The sequence below is a fragment of the Pelagibacterium sp. genome (genome assembly GCF_048264985.1).
In the GTDB taxonomy this organism is placed as follows: Bacteria; Pseudomonadota; Alphaproteobacteria; order Rhizobiales; family Devosiaceae; genus Pelagibacterium.
The window spans coordinates 162496-180019 of sequence record NZ_JBLXCL010000001.1 but is presented as its reverse complement, the minus strand read 5'-3'; the positions used below and the strand labels follow the sequence as shown (position 1 = coordinate 180019).

The window sequence follows — 17524 nt, the reverse complement described above, 5'->3', positions numbered from 1 at the left end:
CGAAACCCGCCGCTCAGCGCCATCAGATATCGAGATTGGAAACGGAAAGCGCGTTGTCCTGGATAAAGTCGCGCCGCGGCTCGACAAGATCGCCCATCAACTGGGAGAAAATCGAGTCTGCGTCGTCGCTTTCCTTGATCTGGACCTGCAACAGTGTGCGTGCATTCTTGTCCATGGTGGTTTCCCACAGCTGGGAGGCATTCATTTCGCCCAGCCCTTTGTAACGCTGCATGGCCACGCCCTTGCCGCCTGCCGCCATGACGATCGAAAACAGCGATCGTGGGCCATAGACCGATTGGGTCTGCTCCTTGCGGGTCAACGTCGGAACGCCGCTATAGATTTCGTCAAGGCGCCCGGCGAGATTGCGCAGCTTGCGCGCATCGGCGGAATTTAAAAGGGCTGCATCGAGCGTGTGGCTCTCGGTCACACCGCGTACGACGCGTGCGAACACATATCCGCCGTCGCCATCGATACGGCCCTCCCAGGTCCGCTCGGTCTCGTCCGACATGCGGTTGAGCCTGGCGGCAACCCGTTCGGCAAGAGCTTGCGCTGTGTCGGGATTATCCATTGCGGCCGGATCGAGCGCGCCGACAACTGCGGCCTGTTCGATCATCTGCCGGTTGTAGCGGGCGTTCTGATTGTCGATCAGATGGTTGAGATCGCGGGCCTGTTCGACGATCGACAGCAAATCATTGCCCGTATGGGACGATCCTGAACGTGTGGTCAGCATGGCATCTTCGGTGCCGCCGGCCAGCAGATAGTCCTCCCGCGCCCTCTCGTCCTTGAGGTATTGCTCGGAGCGTCCACGCGTCACTTTGTAAAGCGGCGGCTGCGCGATGTAGAGATAGCCGCGCTCGATCAACTCCGGCATTTGCCGGTAAAAGAACGTCAGCAGCAGTGTCCGGATATGGGCGCCGTCGACGTCGGCGTCAGTCATGATGATGATCTTGTGGTAGCGCAGCTTGTCGGGGTTGAATTCCTCGCGCCCGATGCCTGTGCCCAGGGCGGTAATCAGTGTGCCCACCTGGTCCGAAGAGATCATCCGGTCGAACCGGGCCCGCTCCACGTTAAGAATCTTGCCGCGCAGCGGCAGGATGGCCTGGGTCGCGCGGTCGCGCCCCTGCTTGGCCGACCCACCGGCCGAATCGCCCTCGACGATGAAGATTTCGGCCTTGGCCGGATCGCGCTCCTGGCAATCGGCAAGTTTGCCGGGCAGCGAGGAGATTTCCAGCGCCGATTTGCGGCGGGTCAATTCACGCGCCTTGCGGGCCGCTTCGCGTGCAGCAGCCGCTTCGGCCACCTTGGTCACGATGGTCTTGGCCTCGGCGGGATGCTCCTCGAACCACTGGCTGAGCTTGTCGTTGACGACGTTCTCAACCACTGGCCGCACTTCGGAGGATACCAGCTTGTCTTTGGTCTGGGACGAGAATTTGGGATCGGGCACCTTGACCGAGAGCACGCAGGTCAGCCCTTCGCGCGTATCGTCGCCGGTCAGCGAAACCTTTTCGCGCTTTGTGACGCCCGATTGCTCGGCATAACCGGTCACCTGCCGCGTCAGCGCCCCGCGCAGCCCGGCCAGGTGCGTGCCGCCATCGCGCTGGGGAATGTTGTTGGTAAAGCACAAGACGTTCTCGTGGTAGCTGTCGTTCCACCACAGCGCCACCTCAACGGTGATCCCGTCCTTTTCCGAAATCAGCGAAATCGGCTTGTCGAGCAGCGACGATTTGTTCTTGTCGAGATACTGGACGAAGGCTTCAAGCCCGCCTTCATACATCAGGTCTGTTTCGACAATTTCGGGGTGGCGTTTGTCGCGCAGGATGATGTGGACGCCCGAATTGAGGAACGCCAGCTCGCGCAGCCGATGCTCGAGCGTCTTGAAGTCGAACTCGACCATTGTGAAGGTTTCGCTCGAGGGCAGGAAGGTGATTTCCGTGCCCGAGCGCCCTTCATAGGTGCCAGCCTGCTTGTCCTGAACATAGTCGCCGATCTGGGCCAGCGGCGCATCGGCCACCCCATGAGTGAACCCCATCTCGAAAATCCCGCCGCTGCGGCGGATCTTGAGCTTGAGCGACACCGACAGCGCGTTGACCACTGAAACGCCAACACCGTGCAGACCGCCGGAAACCTTGTAGGAGTTCTGGTCGAACTTACCGCCGGCGTGGAGCTGGGTCATGATGACTTCGGCCGCCGAGATCCCCTCTTCCTTGTGGATATCGGTGGGTATGCCGCGTCCGTTGTCGATAACGGTGACCGATCCATCGGCGTTGAGCTGGACGGTAACCAGGTCGGCATGTCCGGCCAGCGCCTCGTCGATAGCGTTGTCGACGACTTCATAGACCATGTGATGCAGGCCCGTGCCGTCATCGGTATCCCCGATATACATGCCGGGGCGTTTCCGAACCGCGTCGAGGCCCTTGAGAACCTTGATCGAATCCGCGCCATAGTCTGCATCGTTGGGGATCGGGGGCGTGTCGCTCATGAAAGAAGAATCAGCCTTGTTGGGAATTGATATCTTGTACCTGATTGAGGACTTATCCCCAAGCAATTTGGCCCATTTTCGGCGTTTGAGGCCCCGATTCGGCAGGATTTTCAGCCAACAGGCCGTACCACCCCGGCATGAACCGAAAAATGCTGCGCCCGATCGCCCAGGGCGTCAAACAGAACCGGGTCGGTTCCGGTCATCCAGCACTGGGTGCCCAGCCGGTCCAGGGCGTCGAAAAGCGCCCCTCGCCGCACCGGATCGAGATGGGCGGCAATCTCGTCGAGCAGCAAAATCGGCGTGATCCCGGTCATCTTTGAAACCAGCCGTGCATGGATCAGCACAAGCCCGATCAGCAGCGCTTTTTGTTCGCCGGTCGAACATAGCCCCGCCGGCATGGATTTGGGCGCGTGGGTCACGTCCAGATCGACCCTGTGTGGTCCCAACGTGGTGCGTCCGGCCGCCCGATCAAGCCCGCGGCAATTGCGCCAAAGCGTGCTCAGCGCCGTTTCCAGCCCGCTTGCGGTGTCGGCAATCTCGCCCTCCATCATCGGGGTTATCGCCAGCAGCGCAGCCGGAAACCCCGTATCGGCGACCGAAGTTTCCATAAGCGCCTGCAGATGGGCCAGCGAATCGGCGCGGGCGAAATAGATGGCCGTGGCCAATTCGGCCATCTGCGCCTCGATTGCGCTCAGCCATGCGGTGTCGCCATTGTCCTCGAGCAGCCGGTTGCGCTGACGCATGGATTTCTCAAAGTCGTTCACTGTGCTGGAATGGCCAGGATGCAGTGCAGTGACCAGTCGGTCCAGAAACCGCCGCCGTTCGCTGGCCGGCCCGGTAAACAGACCATCCATGGCGGGCGTGAGCCAGAGCACGCGCACATGCTCGCTCATGTCCTCGATGGCCCGCGCATTGGCGCCGTTGATCCGTACGCGCCGTCCAGCCGCATCGGGGGTGGCCCCGGTACCAATGTCGACGGGACCGAACGCCGTTTCGATGCTGGCCGCTACCGCCCATAGCCCGTCGCCCCCGACAACGCCCAGCGTATCGAACCCGGCCCGCCGCAAGCCGCGTCCCGGCGCCAGAAGCGATATCGCTTCGATGAGATTGGTCTTGCCCGCCCCGTTCTCACCTGTCAGCACCACATGGCGATGATCGAGATCGAGCGCGGCGCTGGGATAGTTGCGAAACCCGGTCAGCCGCAAACGGGAGACATAGCGCTGTGCATCGGTCATGAGTTCAGTCCGCGCCGCCGGCCAATATCTGATGTCCTGAACGCACGTGTTGGCGGATTCAGGTCAGTCCGGAGCAAAAGCCGTGCATTTCGAGAACCGGAGCGGAGCGTACTGGCCGTACGTGAGCACCGAAAGCGCAGAAATGCGCGGCTTGCAGCCCGGCATCATCTGGATCATACGCGCATGGGCATGAGCACGAAGAGCGCCTTGGTCTCTCCGTCTTCGCGCACAAGCGTCGGCGATCCGGCATCGTTGAACATGAATGTCGCGTTCTCGGTGCGAATCTGGGCGATGATTTCCAACAGATAACGCGCGTTGAATCCAATCTCGAACCCTTCGAGATCGAACTCCACTGCCAGCTCTTCATTTGCTGTGCCGTGATCTGGATTGGTCACCGAAAGCTCGAGTTGTCCTTGTGTCAGGGCCAGCTTGACGGCCTTGCCGCCCCGCTCGGATGCGATAGTGGACACGCGGTCAACGGCCTTGGCCAGGCTGTCGCGATGGACGACAAGTGCTTTGTCGTTGTTTTTCGGGGTCACGCGCTCGTAATCGGGGAAGCTCCCCTCAATCAGCTTGGACAGCAGGATAACGCCGCCCAGCGTGAAGCGGATCTTGGTGTCCGAGAGCTCGATCTTGACCTCGTCTTCGACGCCATCGAGCAGTTTGAGCACTTCGGCCACTGTCTTGCGCGGAATGATGATGCCAGGCATGCCCGCAGATCCGGAAGGGGCCTCGGCTTCGACCCGCGCCAGCCTGTGGCCATCGGTCGCCACTGCGCGCATCACAACCCCATCGGGGCCATCGACTGTGTGAACGAAAATCCCGTTGAGGTAATAGCGCGTCTCTTCATTGGAGATCGCGAACTGGGTGCGCTCGATCAGGTCCTTGAGCATCTGGACCTTGATCGAGAATGTATGGGTGAAAGCGCCCGATTTCAGGTCTGGAAAACCATCGGGGTTCAGGCAGGCCAGATGAAAGCGTGACCGGCCCGACGAGATCAGCATCTGATCGTTGCCGTCGGTTTCGAGCACAACATCGGCGCCATCGGAAAGCTTGCGCACGATTTCGTAAAGCGTGTGGGCCGGCACCGTTGTGGTACCCGGTGTGCCGGTCATGGCCGGAACGGTCTCGGTCACTTCGATATCAAGGTCGGTGGCCCGCAGGTCCAGCCCGTCGCCTGTCGCGCTCATCAGCACGTTGGCGAGGATCGGATAGGTGTTGCGCCGCTCGACAACGCGGTGCACATGCCCCAGTGACTTGAGCAGATGGTTGCGCTCGAGCGTGACCTTCATTGCTTATAGACCCCTGATGTTTCTGTCTGGTTTTCCCGGCCCGGGAAGGGCCTTCGCCGGCGCAAAAGCCGGGCAGTGACCCTGCATCGGCGGGCAAAAAAAAACAAGGCCCCACCGGGGTGCAGAACCCCGCTTCACAAAAGAAAATCGCCCCATGTCGACGTTTGCCGGGCCAGCCGTCAGTTTCCCCTGCGCAGGGAAGTCTTAGAGCGTCTTGAACATCACGTAGCTGTCGACATAGCCATGCTCTGGATGATCAAAGGCTTTGGGCAAGATCCCTGCAATATCGAATCCCAGCGATTGCCAAAGCGCGATGGCACCGCTGTTGGTGGAGACGACGTGATTGAATTGCATGGCGCGGAAGCCACGCTCAGCGGCCCGCGCCAGAGAATGCTGGCACATCGCCCGCGCAACGCCTTTTCCTCGTGACGGAGGGGCCGTCATATAGCCGCAATTGGCAACATGGCTCCCGCCGCCCTGTTGGTTGGCCATAAGGTAGAATGTCCCAAGGACCGTGCCGTCTTCTTCAGCGACAAAGACCTCGTGAGCGGGATCGAACCAATAGGCGAAAACGCCGGCCTCATCGAGGTCGCGCGCAATGGCATAGGTTTCCCCTGCTGCCAGGATCGGCGCGACGATGGCGAGAATTTGCGCCGTGTCGGCCTTTGTGGCGTGGCGGATGCTGACCGGCATGTCGGGTCTTTGTGGTTGCGGCTCTAGGAACGATGGCGGGGGGTGCCCCCCCCGCGTCGTATCTTATTCCTCCAGCATGCGCCGGAGCAGCTCGATTTCCTGGGTCAGCTCGCCGTCCTGGCTCATCAACTGCTCCACCTTGCGCACCGAATGGAGCACTGTTGTGTGATCGCGTCCGCCAAACCGGCGGCCGATCTCGGGCAGCGACCGCGAGGTCAGCGACTTGGCCAGATACATGGCGATCTGGCGCGGGCGCACCACATCGCGCGAGCGGCGCGAGGACAGCAATTCATTGCGCGGGACCTTGTAGTGGCGGGCAACGATTTTGAGGATGTCCTCGATACGGACGCGCGGCGTTTCACGCGAACGGATCAGATCCTGCAGGGTCTTTTCGGCAAGACCGACAGTGATCGGTTCGCCTGTCAGCTGGTTGGCGGCCACCAGTCGGTTGACGGCGCCATCGAGGTCGCGGCCATGCGAGATGATCGAGCGCGCAACATAGTCGATGACCGGGCCGGGAAAGCTCAACCCGGTAAACCGGCCGGCGGCTTGGTCGGCGCGCTTCTGTACGATGGCGCGGCGCAGCTCTGGATCGAACTGGGTAATCGGAATCACCAGCCCGCCTGAAAGGCGCGACCGCACGCGGTCATCGAGCATTTCGAGATCGCGCGGCGGCGCATCGCCGGCCACAACGACCTGCTTGGTGCCGGAAATCAGGGTCGAGAGCGTGTGGCCAAACTCGGTTGCCGATTTGCCCTGCAAGAACTGCATGTCGTCGATCAACAAGAGATCGATTCCGCGCAGCCACTCCTTGAATGCCAGCGCCGACTGGTGCTGCACCGCTGTGATGAAGTGGTACATGAAATGGTCGGCGGTGAGGTAGACGATGTTGCGCGAGGTGTCGGAGGCGCCGGCCGCCCAGGCAATCGCGTTCAGAAGGTGGGTTTTGCCTAGCCCGACCGAGGAATGGATATAGACGGGGTTGAACGTTACGACATTGTTGGCTGCGGCTGAGGCGACCTGTTTGGCGACGTTGAGCGCCATTTCATTGGCGCCGCCCGAAACGAAAGTGTCAAATGTCAGCTTGCGGTCCAGTGCCGAACCCGAGAGCGCGTTGGAGCGTGTGCCCGTGGCAGGTCGGCTGCTGACAAGCGCCGGAACCGTTCGCACCTCCTGCACATTGGCAGGCGTTTCGGCCTCGACCGTTGGCTCGTTAGAGCTCACCAGCCTTGGACGCGCCTGGCCGTTGACGCGCACTGTCACGTGCAGCCGGCCGATCGAATCGTCTTCAGAGGTGAAGGCTTCGAGAATCTTTTCGACGTAGTTGGACTGGATCCATGAGCACAAGAAGCGCGTGGGCACCGAAAGGTGAGCAAGATCGCCAACGACTTCTTCGAGCTCAAGCCGGGCAAACCATGAGGTAAATACATCCTCGCCGACAGCCGCTCGAAGTCGCGCCCGCACGCGTAACCAGACCTGATCGGCATCCATGGTCATTTTCTTACCCCCTTGGGCCATCGTTGTTGTCCTTTGCGGAACTTCGCCCGCTTTGCCGTCGCCTTTTTCCCACGTTCCGCGATCCGCAGCCGCGATCGAATCCATTGGTGTTGCCTCTTTTGCTATGACGCGCCGCCCATCCCCGGCGACACCCCTGTTTCCCCATTTCGTCCCGTTGGTCGGGACAATAAATTTACGCTCCCGCGCAAGCATTACATGCGCAGTATCCTGTCACTACAAATTGAAATCGGCGCAGCAGCACCTGAGGGAAAGACGAAAACTCGTCTTGGTCTGTCTAGAAGTGGACCAGGAACTTGGGATGCACGGTCATGGCGCCATCACGACTCTCAAAGAGTCGAAAAGCATCTGATCCGTTCATCGCTGTCCCCTTGGTCTACCCGTTTGAAGGAGGCGCTAGACTTGTCTTTCGCCGGCCTCTTTCTGATCCAATAGGGTCATTTTAGACAGTCAAATTTTTGCGCACAACCGCCGATTTGGCCAAAAATCAGCTTGACTCATCCGCTCTGTCGTTTGGTAGAGCGGCCATGTCCAGCGCGGAAAAATTAAGGGTATGGGACTCCTTGCAGAATCCGGTTGGGGCCGTTTTGAGTCTCAACGGATTATTTTTTCCGCGCCCCTTCGTCAGCACCCTTTAGTTGCGTTTTTGTGACTCAGCGATGACGGAAATGTCACGCAAAATAGCCATTGTCTCTGAAATGGAAAAGGCCCCCGTCGGGGGCCTTGGAAACTTGTTCTCAAACCCGAAAGACGATCGGGTCTATAGGTTTTGGCAGCCAGGCCTTAAGCGCCCAGAGCCTTGACGCGCTTGGCGAGGCGGGAAACCTTGCGGTCGGCCATGTTTTTGTGAAACACGCCCTTGCCGGCTGCACGCTGCAGCTCGGGTTCGGCGGCGCGCAGCGCTGCTGCTGCTGCTGTCTGATCACCCGAAGCGATGGCTTCTTCGACCTTGCGCAGATAGGTGCGCACGCGGCTGCGGCGCGCCGTGTTCTTGGCGGTACGGACTTCGATCTTGCGGGTGGCCTTCTTGGCCGAAGTGGTATTTGCCATTCTTAAGATTTCCTCGTGGCGGGCGCCGGTGTGTCCAGTGCCATGGTGTGTTTTGCCTTGCGTGCTGAAACCCTTTGCAGGGAAAGCACAACCGGAACGGGCGCACCTTGCGGCACGCCCAGCGAAGGCTGCTCTATAGAGAGCGGGCATTTGAGAGTCAAACGCTTTGCACGCGATGCGACATCAATGCTGGCAGACCGGACAGAAAAATGTCGAACGCCCGGCCTGGACCTGCCTCTCGATCGTGCCCATGCAGCCCGCCCGCGGGCAGTGATCGCCCTCATGGCCATAAACCGAAAAGCTGTGCTGGAAATAGCCTTTCTGGCCTTCGGCATTGGCAAAGTCTTTCAGCGTCGAGCCGCCGGCGGCAATCGCGGCTTCAAGCACCTGCCGGATCGCCACCACAAGACTTTCGATTTCCGCTCTTGCCAGCGATCCCGCTGCGCGGTGGGGCGCAATGGCGCTCAGATGAAGGGCCTCGCACACATAGATATTGCCCAGTCCGGCGATCACCCTCTGGTCGAGCAGCACAGTCTTGATCGGCCCCTTCTTGTTTTTCAGCCTGTCGGCCAGATAGGGTCCGCTCAGATCATTGCCCAAAGGTTCAGGTCCAAGAGAATCGGTAAAGGGGTTGGGGGCATCGGTGGCGAACAGGTCCATGAACCCGAACCGGCGCGGATCGCTATAAGATAGACTCACGCGTCCGCGCGCGGGGTGAACAAGCTCGGCCACCACATGAACATGTTTGCCGGCCTGATCGTGCTGGTTGAGGCGGCTGGGCTCATCGAGGCGTTGGTCGGCGACCAGGAACGATCCGGTCATGCCAAGATGGGACAGCCAGACCCCGCCCCCGGACAGAGTTGCGACAAGATATTTTGCCCGCCGTCCAAGGTGGGTGATTGTCTGCCCCTCCAGGCCCGAAACGAACCCCTTTGGAAAGGGAAAGCGCAGGTTGGGCCGGTTGAGGGTGACGGTCTGGATTTTCGCGCCTTCGATGAATGGCGCCAATCCGCGCCGCACGGTTTCAACTTCGGGCAATTCAGGCATGAATTTCGCTCAAGTCCATAGTTTTTGCCGCCAATGTTTGCGACGATTTCGCCAGAGGTCTACACCTTGCGTTATCGATCGGCCAAGCCCATAACCGGGCTGTCAGCCAGCATGAGAGGCGCGAGATGACCGACAACGCTCAGACCACCCATTTCGGAACGCGCACAGTCCCGCTGGGCGAAAAGCAGGGACTGGTCAACGACGTCTTTCACAAGGTCGCGTCGCGCTATGACCTGATGAACGACCTCATGAGCGGCGGAATTCATAGAGTCTGGAAGGACTTGATGGTTTCTCGCCTTGCGCCGCCCCGCTCGGGATCTCGCCCATATACTGTGCTCGACATGGCCGGCGGTACCGGCGATGTCGCAATGCGCATCCTTGATACCAGCCACGGCTACGCGCGGGTTACGGTCTCAGATATCAACACGGACATGCTCGCAGTGGGCGCCGAGCGCGCCAAGGCCTGGCGGTATCCGGCCAATGTCGAGTTCGTTGAAGCCAATGCGGAAGAATTGCCGTTTGAAAACAACAGCTTCGATGCCTATACGATCGCTTTCGGCATCCGCAACGTCCCTCGCATCGACAAGGCGCTGAGCGAAGCGCACAGGGTCCTGAAGCGCGGCGGCCGCATTCTGGTGCTTGAATTTTCCAAGGTCGACGTCCCGGTACTCGACAAAGTCTATGATCTGTTTTCCGACCATATCATTCCCCCCATGGGCAAGATGGTCACCGGCGAAGCACAGCCCTACGAATATCTCGTTGAATCTATTCGCAATTTTCCAGATCCCTCCCGGTTTTCGACAATGATGGAAACCGCCGGTTTCAAGCGCGTGACCCATACTGCATTCACTGGCAACATCGCCGCTTTGCACGGGGGCTGGAAGCTCTGATCATGGGTTTGGGGACCTATTTTAGGCTCGCACGGGCCGGCTTCGTACTGGCCCGCGAAGGGGCGTTCTCGCTTGCCGAGGGCCAGCCCATTCCGCCTTCAGCCAAGCTTCTTGTCGGGATGGCACGGCTCATCGAAAAGCGCGACGTGCGCAAGTCGGGCCGCGTCACGCGACTGGCAAATGCGCTGACACGCCTCGGCCCGGTCTATGTCAAGCTGGGCCAGGTCCTTGCCACCCGCCGCGACATTATCGGCTTTGAAGTGGCCTCAGATCTCGCCGCCCTGCAGGATGCGCTGCCCCCGTTCGACGAAAAACTGGTGCCTGGCCTTCTTGCCGAGGCGCTTGGAGAAAAGGCATCTGCGCTCAAGGAGATTTCACCCCCGCTCGCTGCCGCGTCCATCGCCCAGGTGCACAAGGCGCGACTGCAAACCCCTGAAGGCGAGCGCTTCGTGGCCGTCAAGTTGCTGCGGCCCAAGATCCGTGAGCGTTTTGCCAGCGATCTCGATGGCCTTTATGCGTTGGCTCGGGTCGCTGAACGGTTCATGCCGGCCACCCGCCGTTTCAACGGGCAAAAGGTGGTCGACGCCTTGGCCCGTTCGGCAATGCTCGAGATGGATCTGCGCATGGAAGCCGCCGCGATGTCCGAGCTTGCAGACAATCTCTCCGCCGACGCCGATTTCGACATCCCCGATGTGTTCTGGGACCAGACCGGACGTTCGGTGCTCACCACCGGCTGGATCGATGGAATTCCCATTCGCCAGATCGAAAAGATCGATGAAGCCGGCCTGGACCGCAAAAAACTTGCAACGAGCCTTATCCAGAGCTTTTTACGTCAGGCTATTCGTGATGGGTTTTTCCACGCCGACATGCATCCGGGCAATCTGTTTGCAGACCCGAAAACCGGCGGCATCGTCGCTGTCGATTTCGGCATCATGGGGCGGATCGGCAAGCGTGAGCAGCGCTTTCTGGCGGAAATCCTCTATGGCTTCATTACGCGCGATTATTACCGCGTCGCCGAACTCCATCTCGATATCGGCTATGTGCCCCAGACGCATACGATCGATGATTTTGCCCAGGCCATCCGCGCCATTGGCGAACCGCTGGTCGGCCGAGGAGCAGACGAAATTTCCATGGCCCGTGTGCTGGCCCAGCTGATCGAGATTACCGAACTATTCGACATGGCGGCCCGGCCCGAACTCGTTCTGCTGCAAAAAAACATGGTGCTCGCCGAAGGCACTGCACGCTTGCTCGATCCTCAGTTCAATATGTGGACCGCAGCCGAACCTGTGGTCACCGAATGGGTGCGGCGCGCGGTAGGGCCGCAAGGCAAACTCGAGATCGCCAAGGAAGCCATCGACGAGGCGGTCGATCTTGCCCGGCGCTTGCCCGATCTCGGCCGCAAGGCTGAACGTGTGCTGACACGCCTTGAAGCCGACCAGCTGCGGCAGGACAAGAAAGATCCGTTGATCGAAACCCTGAAATGGGGGAGCCTTGTAACGATAGGTCTGGCGATCGTTACGCTGGTCGCCCATCTGGGAGGTGCGCTGTGAGCGTCGCTGGCAAGCATATCCTTTTGATCATTTCTGGGGGCATTGCCGCCTACAAGGCGATCACGCTCATCCGGTTGATCCAGAAGGGCGGCGGTACTGTGCAAGCCATCCTGACGGAGGGAGCCAGGCACTTTGTCTCGCCTCTGACCATTTCGACATTGTGCGGCAGGCCCGCTCTGTCCGAGCTTTTCGATCTCACCCGAGAGGCCCAGATCGGGCACATCGAGTTGTCACGCTCGGCCGATCTCGTCGTTGTCGCGCCTGCGACCGCAAATATTCTTGCCCGGATGGCCAATGGGCTGGCCGACGATCTTGCCACCACCTGCCTTCTGGCCACCATTACCCCCGTGCTCGCCGCCCCGGCCATGAATGTGCGTATGTGGGAAGCGCCCGCCACCCGCCGCAACATTGAAACGCTCCGGCGGGACGGTATTGGTTTCGTCGGCCCGGATGAGGGCGATATGGCCTGTGGTGAATATGGGGCGGGCCGTATGGCGGAACCCGAGGGCATTCTGGGCGCCATCGAAGATCATTTCGCCCGCGGTGCTGGTCCTCGCCCGCTGGCTGGCAAAACGATAATTGTCACCTCCGGGCCGACCCGTGAGCCGATCGATCCGGTGCGCTATGTCTCAAATGCCTCCTCGGGGCGGCAGGGTACGGCAATTGCCGAGGCGCTGGCACGCCAGGGTGCGCATGTTAGGTTCATCACCGGCCCGGCAGAATTTGCAGCCCCGCAGGGGTGCGACATTATCCCGGTGCAAACCGCCGTCGAGATGGAAGCTGCGGTCAAGGCCGCGCTGCCAGCCCATGCCGCGATCTTCACAGCAGCGGTGGCCGATTGGCGGGTCGCGCACCCCGCTAATGCCAAACTCAAAAAGGACGCGGCTGCCACCGCACCTGATCTCGAATTTACGGCCAATCCCGATATTTTGGCAGGCGTCGCCCAATTGCCGCAGGGCGAACGTCCAGAACTGGTCATCGGCTTTGCCGCTGAAACCGGCAACCTTGAAACTCACGCTCGCAACAAGCTGGCGCGCAAGGGCTGCGACTGGTTGCTTGCCAATGACGTCAGCCCCGGCAGTGGGGTTTTCGGCGGAACGGACACTCGAATCCTGTTTCTCGATGGGGAGAAGGTGAGCGATTGGGGGCCGCAAACGAAACGCGAGGTGGCCGATAGACTGGTTCAGCACCTGGCAAACCACTTTGCGGGCGGGGCCTGAACGCTCTCTCCATACTCTTGAGATTTTGGTCGCTCGTTTGCGCGCGGATGTTTTGCCGGCTTGCAAATCAGCAGTGTTTCCGACCAAAGTGCGCCAAACTGTTGAGGAAGGGATGCACCCGATGACCATGACCACAATCACCCGCCTGGCTGGCGCCAGCGGCTTGGCGCTGCTGCTCACCGCATGCATGGATGTATCGATGAGCGTCGACGTTCTGAGCGAGACCGACGCTGAAGCCACAATGGTCACATCGATGGCCGCCGATATGGTCGAACTGATGAATGCCCAGGCTGAGGCCGGCGATGAAGAGTTCTGCGCAGAAGGCGAAGTGATCGAAAACGGCGATATGATCGATTGTGTCGTTGTCGAATCCGGCCCGTTCGCCGAACTCGATTTCGATTCTGAAGAAGGCCAGGGCCCGGTGATTGAAGCTATTGGCGGTGGTCAGGTACGCGTGACGTTCCCCACTGGCGATCTTGCCGAATCGCTCGATGAGAGCATGGGCGATGATCAAGATCCGCAGATGCAGGCAATGATCACGTCGATGTTTGAGGGGCATGCGATCACCATCGCGGTGACCGGTGGCACCATCCTTGATACAAACATGGAAATTTCCGCTGACGGCATGTCAGCCAGCTATGAAATTCCCTTTGTCGATCTGTTCGCGGCGACGCTGGATATTCCCGAAGAAATCTACGCGGTCGTGCAGAAGTAATCATGACCTTCGCCTTCAAATGGCTGGACCACGGGCGGGGCCTGCCCCTGCCCGTGCGTCAGAGCAAAGGCGCATCCGGGCGCGATGTCGCTGCCGCCTTGCCCGCAGGGGAAACGCTTGTTATCGCCCCTGGGGCTTTTGCAATTGTGCCGTGCGGCTTTGCCCTTGCGGTGCCTGTCGGGTATGAAGCCCAGATTCGCCCGCGTTCCGGTCTTGCAGCAAGGCTCGGTGTTACCGTGCTCAATACGCCCGGAACTATCGATGCCGACTACCGTGGGGAGGTCAAAGCCATCCTCATCAATCATGGCACCGAGCCGTTTGAAGTCCGGCGCGGCGACAGGATCGCTCAGATGGTGATCGCCGCCGTCCCCTATATGACGCTTGTTGAAGTCGACGACCTTGAGGAGACTGAACGTGGCACTGGTGGATTTGGCTCGACGGGTAATCGCTAGTCTTGTCGCTGTCGTGGCGCTTGGCGCCGCAAGCCAGGCGTTTGCCGGCGATAGCGCCCAGTTCGATGCTATCGGATATTCCGAAGATGGGCGGTATTTTGCCTTCGAACAGTTCGGTATTCAGGATGGTTCGGGCTTCGCCTATGCGGAAATATTCCTGATCGATTTGCAAACCGATAAATTTGTCGGCGGCGCACCGTTCGAGGCGCGCATCGATGCCGAATTGACACCTGTGGTCGATGCTCGTGCCCTGGTGCGCTCCAGGGCCAAGCCAGCCTTGAGCGAATACGGTATCATCCAACCCGCTCGCCCCCTCGTCCTGCGTGGCGATGGCGAATTGAGCGACGACGGCTTGTCGATCGATTACGGCCTGCCAAGCTATGGACTTGCTCGGACTGCCGCTGAGTACAGCCTGGACCTTGAGATATTTAAGGCACCAGGGTCTCGCGATTGTGAGTTTTTCGAAGGCACTCCGATGGGGTTTGCCTTACAGCGCACGATGGAAGGCGATGCCGAGGAGATCTATCGCGATACCCGCGTGCCAGCCTCGCGCCATTGCGTCATCACTTACAAATTCTATGGCGTCTTCACGCCGTTCGACACTTGGGACAATGACGCAGCGGTCGCGGTTCTGTCCGTGTGGTCGCATGGGTTTGAGGGCCCGGACCGGCGCTTCGTCGCCCTGCCTGTGGGAAGCACCCGGTAAAATGGCGCTCACGCCTGCGCAATCGGCGCGCTATGCCCGCCACATTGTTCTAAAAGACATGGGTGGTGCCGGCCAGCAACGCCTCAGCGCTGCGCATGTGGTCATCGTGGGGGCCGGCGGCCTTGGCGTACCGATCATTGCCTATCTTGCTGGCGCCGGCATCGGTAGATTGACTATCATCGATCCCGATACTGTCTCGCTCTCCAATCTTGCCCGACAAGTGATCTATTCAGATGCAGATCTGGATCGGCCAAAAGCCGATGCAGCAGCCCGTTTTGCAACTCGGCTCAATCCCGAGATCGAAACGGCGACTTATATCGAGAGCCTGTCCCCGGGAAACGCCAGAAGCTTGCTGGCCGGAGCCGATCTCGTAATCGAGGGGACCGACAGCTTTTCCGCAAAGCGTGGCGTCGCCACGGCCTGCGCAGAACTAAAGATTCCGGTTATCACCGGCGCCTTGGGGCCGTTCGATGGATCGATCACGGTTTTGGCGCCGTATGCGGAACGCGCGGATGGCACCAATTGGCCAACATTTGATAGCCTTTATCCTGTCGATCCCACCCCAGAGGACAGTCCGCCCTGCGAACTTGTCGGCGTCTTAAACGTCCTGCCGGGCATAATCGGCACGATGATGGCCAATGAAGCTATCAAATGGCTTGCTGGCTTTGGCGAACCTTTGCTGGGAAGACTGTTGCTCTATTCGGCCCGCACTGGCGAGACCAGAACGATGCGCTACAGGTAGGCAACCTCCCAAGCGTCTTGATCGATGCTCTGGAAATCGACTGCATTTGAAGAGACTGCGGCTCAATTGCCTCCCCCATTGGGGAGAGGATTAAGGTGCGCGATGCCTGAGGGGCAATCTGGCCTCAGGCATCCATATGTTTGAAGACCAGCGTGGCGTTCGTCCCGCCAAACCCGAAGCTGTTGGACAGCACGACGCCCAGATCGACATTGTCGCGGCGCTGACGCAGGATCGGCATATCGGCAAACTCGGGATCGAGCGTCTCGATATTGGCGCTCTCGCAGATAAAGCGGTGTTGCATCATCAACAGCGAATAAATGCACTCCTGCACACCGGTCGCGCCAAGTGAATGTCCGGTCAGCGATTTGGTGGCCGACAGCGGCGGACATTTGTCCTCATTGCCGAACACTTCGCGCAGCGCTTCGATTTCCTTGCGGTCGCCCACAGGCGTCGAGGTGGCGTGCGGATTGATGTAGTCGATGGGGGCCTTGACCGTTTCCAGCGCCAGCTTCATGCAGCGAATGGCGCCTTCCCCGGATGGGGCGACCATGTCGTAGCCGTCCGAAGTCGCGCCATAGCCGACGAGTTCGGCAATGATGTTGGCGCCGCGCGCCTTGGCGTGTTCGTATTCCTCGAGAACAAGAACCCCGGCGCCACCGGCAATCACGAAGCCATCGCGATTGGCATCATAGGCGCGCGATGCCTTTTCGGGCGAATCGTTGAAATTCGAGCTCATGGCGCCCATGGCGTCGAACAGGTTCGACATCGACCAGTCCAGATCCTCGTGTCCGCCAGCAAAAACGATATCCTGCTTGCCCAGCTGGATCTGTTCATAGGCATTGCCGATGCAATGCTTGGACGTCGCGCAGGCCGAAGAGATCGAGTAGTTGAGTCCAAGAATGCCATAGGCGGTAGCCAGCGTTGCCGAGGCCGTCGAGCTCATGGCTTTGGGCACAGCAAGTGGGCCGATTCGCTTGGGGCTTTTCTTTTCGCGGGTAATATCGGCGGCTTCCACAACGGCGCGCGTCGACGGCCCCCCCGATCCCATCACGATCCCTGTACGCGGGTTCTTGACGTCTTTTTCCTCAAGCCCGGACATCTCGATAGCTTGCTGCATGGCGATATAGTTCCACGCAGCGCCCTTGGCCATGAAGCGCGTGGTGCGCCTGTCCAGAACCTCGAAGGGATCGAGAGTGGGCGCGCCATGAACCTGGCAGCGAAAACCGAGATCGACATAATCCTGCGCCCGGGAAATCCCGGGACGTGCATTCTTAAGGCTGTCGAGCACCTCGTCGAGAGTGTTTCCGATCGAGGAGACGATCCCCATGCCGGTGACCACAACGCGCTTCATTTATGCCCCTTGGACTTTCTTGTCAGACGTAAAGTTTGGCCCAAAATCTACAGGGCGCCCATGTCCGTAAAAAGGCCGACCCGCAAGTCTTTGGCCTCGTATATTGTCTTTCCGTCGGCTTTTACATAGCCGTCTGCAATACCCAATGTCAGCCTCGAGCGCATGACGCGCTTAATGTCGATACCATATTCGACCAGCTTGACGTCATTGGTAACCTGTCCGGTGAACTTGATTTCGCCTGCCAGCGCGCGGCCGCGCCCGGGCGATCCGCCCCAACCGAGGAAAAAGCCGGTCATTTGCCAAAGGGCATCGAGGCCGAGGCAGCCAGGCATCACGGGGTCGCCGTGAAAGTGACAGGCAAAAAACCAAAGGTCGGGCGTAACGTCGAGTTCGGCCCGCACCTGCCCCTTGCCATGGGGACCGCCATCATCGTCGATCCGTGTGATGCGATCGAACATGAGCATGGGCGGGAGCGGCAATTGTGCATTTCCCGGCCCAAATAGTTCACCGCGCCCGCAGGCCAGCAACTCGTCGTAATCATAAGAATGGGCGCGTTCTGCCATGGACTCCCCGCAAATCTGGAAAAA

At 59.8% G+C, this 17524-nt stretch carries 16 protein-coding genes; 7 read left to right on the top strand and 9 right to left on the bottom strand.

Going from position 1 to position 17524, the window contains the following annotated elements:
- Window positions 1–22 precede the first annotated feature (22 nt).
- The 7 genes from gyrB to mutM form a co-directional block, all read right to left on the bottom strand.
- Window positions 23–2479, bottom strand: coding sequence for a DNA topoisomerase (ATP-hydrolyzing) subunit B (gene gyrB, locus ACN0TA_RS00960; RefSeq protein ID WP_417578892.1), 2457 nt, complete (start codon window positions 2477–2479; stop codon window positions 23–25).
- A 110-nt stretch (window positions 2480–2589) separates the two neighbouring features.
- Window positions 2590–3714, bottom strand: coding sequence for a DNA replication/repair protein RecF (gene recF, locus ACN0TA_RS00955; RefSeq protein ID WP_417578890.1), 1125 nt, complete (start codon window positions 3712–3714; stop codon window positions 2590–2592).
- Between the two features lie 173 nt (window positions 3715–3887).
- Window positions 3888–5006 (bottom strand): DNA polymerase III subunit beta, encoded by a 1119-nt coding sequence (dnaN, locus tag ACN0TA_RS00950; protein WP_417578888.1) that lies wholly within the window; start codon window positions 5004–5006, stop codon window positions 3888–3890.
- A 204-nt stretch (window positions 5007–5210) separates the two neighbouring features.
- Window positions 5211–5699, bottom strand: a complete 489-nt coding sequence (locus tag ACN0TA_RS00945; protein WP_417578886.1) for a GNAT family N-acetyltransferase — start codon at window positions 5697–5699, stop codon at window positions 5211–5213.
- 63 nt (window positions 5700–5762) lie between these two features.
- The gene (gene dnaA / locus ACN0TA_RS00940) at window positions 5763–7196 is read right to left on the bottom strand and encodes a chromosomal replication initiator protein DnaA (protein WP_417582007.1); all 1434 of its coding nucleotides are present in this window, start codon (window positions 7194–7196) and stop codon (window positions 5763–5765) included.
- 801 nt (window positions 7197–7997) lie between these two features.
- Window positions 7998–8264: a 30S ribosomal protein S20 gene (rpsT, locus tag ACN0TA_RS00935; protein ID WP_417578884.1), complete on the bottom strand. Its 267-nt coding sequence runs from the start codon at window positions 8262–8264 to the stop codon at window positions 7998–8000.
- Between the two features lie 183 nt (window positions 8265–8447).
- Window positions 8448–9311 (bottom strand): bifunctional DNA-formamidopyrimidine glycosylase/DNA-(apurinic or apyrimidinic site) lyase, encoded by an 864-nt coding sequence (gene mutM, locus ACN0TA_RS00930; protein ID WP_417578882.1) that lies wholly within the window; start codon window positions 9309–9311, stop codon window positions 8448–8450.
- 125 nt (window positions 9312–9436) lie between these two features.
- On the opposite strand from mutM, the gene ubiE reads away from it, so the two are divergent.
- The 7 genes from ubiE (at window position 9437) to ACN0TA_RS00895 (ending at window position 15586) form a co-directional block, all read left to right on the top strand.
- Window positions 9437–10201 (top strand): bifunctional demethylmenaquinone methyltransferase/2-methoxy-6-polyprenyl-1,4-benzoquinol methylase UbiE, encoded by a 765-nt coding sequence (ubiE, locus tag ACN0TA_RS00925; protein WP_417578880.1) that lies wholly within the window; start codon window positions 9437–9439, stop codon window positions 10199–10201.
- Window positions 10201–11751 (top strand): 2-polyprenylphenol 6-hydroxylase, encoded by a 1551-nt coding sequence (ubiB, locus tag ACN0TA_RS00920; RefSeq protein ID WP_417582005.1) that lies wholly within the window; start codon window positions 10201–10203, stop codon window positions 11749–11751. The genes ubiE and ubiB overlap by 1 nt, the downstream gene beginning before the upstream one ends.
- Entirely contained in the window at window positions 11748–12971 is a 1224-nt protein-coding gene (gene coaBC / locus ACN0TA_RS00915; protein WP_417578878.1) for a bifunctional phosphopantothenoylcysteine decarboxylase/phosphopantothenate--cysteine ligase CoaBC, read from the top strand. The genes ubiB and coaBC overlap by 4 nt, the downstream gene beginning before the upstream one ends.
- Window positions 12972–13092: 121 nt before the next feature.
- Window positions 13093–13686 carry a hypothetical protein gene (locus ACN0TA_RS00910; RefSeq protein ID WP_417578876.1) on the top strand — a complete coding sequence of 198 codons (594 nt, stop codon included), beginning with the start codon at window positions 13093–13095 and terminating at the stop codon, window positions 13684–13686.
- A 2-nt stretch (window positions 13687–13688) separates the two neighbouring features.
- Window positions 13689–14138 carry a dUTP diphosphatase gene (gene dut, locus ACN0TA_RS00905; protein WP_417578874.1) on the top strand — a complete coding sequence of 150 codons (450 nt, stop codon included), beginning with the start codon at window positions 13689–13691 and terminating at the stop codon, window positions 14136–14138.
- The gene (locus ACN0TA_RS00900; protein WP_417578872.1) at window positions 14101–14844 is read left to right on the top strand and encodes a DUF2259 domain-containing protein; all 744 of its coding nucleotides are present in this window, start codon (window positions 14101–14103) and stop codon (window positions 14842–14844) included. The genes dut and ACN0TA_RS00900 overlap by 38 nt, the downstream gene beginning before the upstream one ends.
- 1 nt (window position 14845) lies before the next feature.
- Complete coding sequence (locus ACN0TA_RS00895; RefSeq protein ID WP_417578870.1) at window positions 14846–15586, top strand: HesA/MoeB/ThiF family protein; 741 nt, start codon at window positions 14846–14848, stop codon at window positions 15584–15586.
- 124 nt (window positions 15587–15710) lie between these two features.
- On the opposite strand, the gene fabB is transcribed toward ACN0TA_RS00895, so the two are convergent.
- Both fabB and fabA read right to left on the bottom strand, forming a co-directional pair.
- Window positions 15711–16937, bottom strand: coding sequence for a beta-ketoacyl-ACP synthase I (gene fabB, locus ACN0TA_RS00890; RefSeq protein WP_417578868.1), 1227 nt, complete (start codon window positions 16935–16937; stop codon window positions 15711–15713).
- A 47-nt stretch (window positions 16938–16984) separates the two neighbouring features.
- Complete coding sequence (gene fabA, locus ACN0TA_RS00885) at window positions 16985–17500, bottom strand: 3-hydroxyacyl-[acyl-carrier-protein] dehydratase FabA (RefSeq protein ID WP_417578866.1); 516 nt, start codon at window positions 17498–17500, stop codon at window positions 16985–16987.
- Window positions 17501–17524 lie beyond the last annotated feature (24 nt).

Excerpts from the sequence above, each read along its gene's own strand:
- gyrB (WP_417578892.1), bottom strand. The coding sequence starts at position 2,479 with ATGAGCGACACGCCCCCGATCCCCAACGATGCAGACTATGGCGCGGAT.
- recF (WP_417578890.1), bottom strand. The coding sequence starts at position 3,714 with ATGACCGATGCACAGCGCTATGTCTCCCGTTTGCGGCTGACCGGGTTT.
- dnaN (WP_417578888.1), bottom strand. The coding sequence starts at position 5,006 with ATGAAGGTCACGCTCGAGCGCAACCATCTGCTCAAGTCACTGGGGCAT.
- ACN0TA_RS00945 (WP_417578886.1), bottom strand. The coding sequence starts at position 5,699 with ATGCCGGTCAGCATCCGCCACGCCACAAAGGCCGACACGGCGCAAATT.
- dnaA (WP_417582007.1), bottom strand. The coding sequence starts at position 7,196 with ATGACCATGGATGCCGATCAGGTCTGGTTACGCGTGCGGGCGCGACTT.
- rpsT (WP_417578884.1), bottom strand. The coding sequence starts at position 8,264 with ATGGCAAATACCACTTCGGCCAAGAAGGCCACCCGCAAGATCGAAGTC.
- mutM (WP_417578882.1), bottom strand. The coding sequence starts at position 9,311 with ATGCCTGAATTGCCCGAAGTTGAAACCGTGCGGCGCGGATTGGCGCCA.
- ubiE (WP_417578880.1), top strand. The coding sequence starts at position 9,437 with ATGACCGACAACGCTCAGACCACCCATTTCGGAACGCGCACAGTCCCG.
- ACN0TA_RS00910 (WP_417578876.1), top strand. The coding sequence starts at position 13,093 with ATGACCATGACCACAATCACCCGCCTGGCTGGCGCCAGCGGCTTGGCG.
- dut (WP_417578874.1), top strand. The coding sequence starts at position 13,689 with ATGACCTTCGCCTTCAAATGGCTGGACCACGGGCGGGGCCTGCCCCTG.
- ACN0TA_RS00895 (WP_417578870.1), top strand. The coding sequence starts at position 14,846 with ATGGCGCTCACGCCTGCGCAATCGGCGCGCTATGCCCGCCACATTGTT.
- fabB (WP_417578868.1), bottom strand. The coding sequence starts at position 16,937 with ATGAAGCGCGTTGTGGTCACCGGCATGGGGATCGTCTCCTCGATCGGA.
- fabA (WP_417578866.1), bottom strand. The coding sequence starts at position 17,500 with ATGGCAGAACGCGCCCATTCTTATGATTACGACGAGTTGCTGGCCTGC.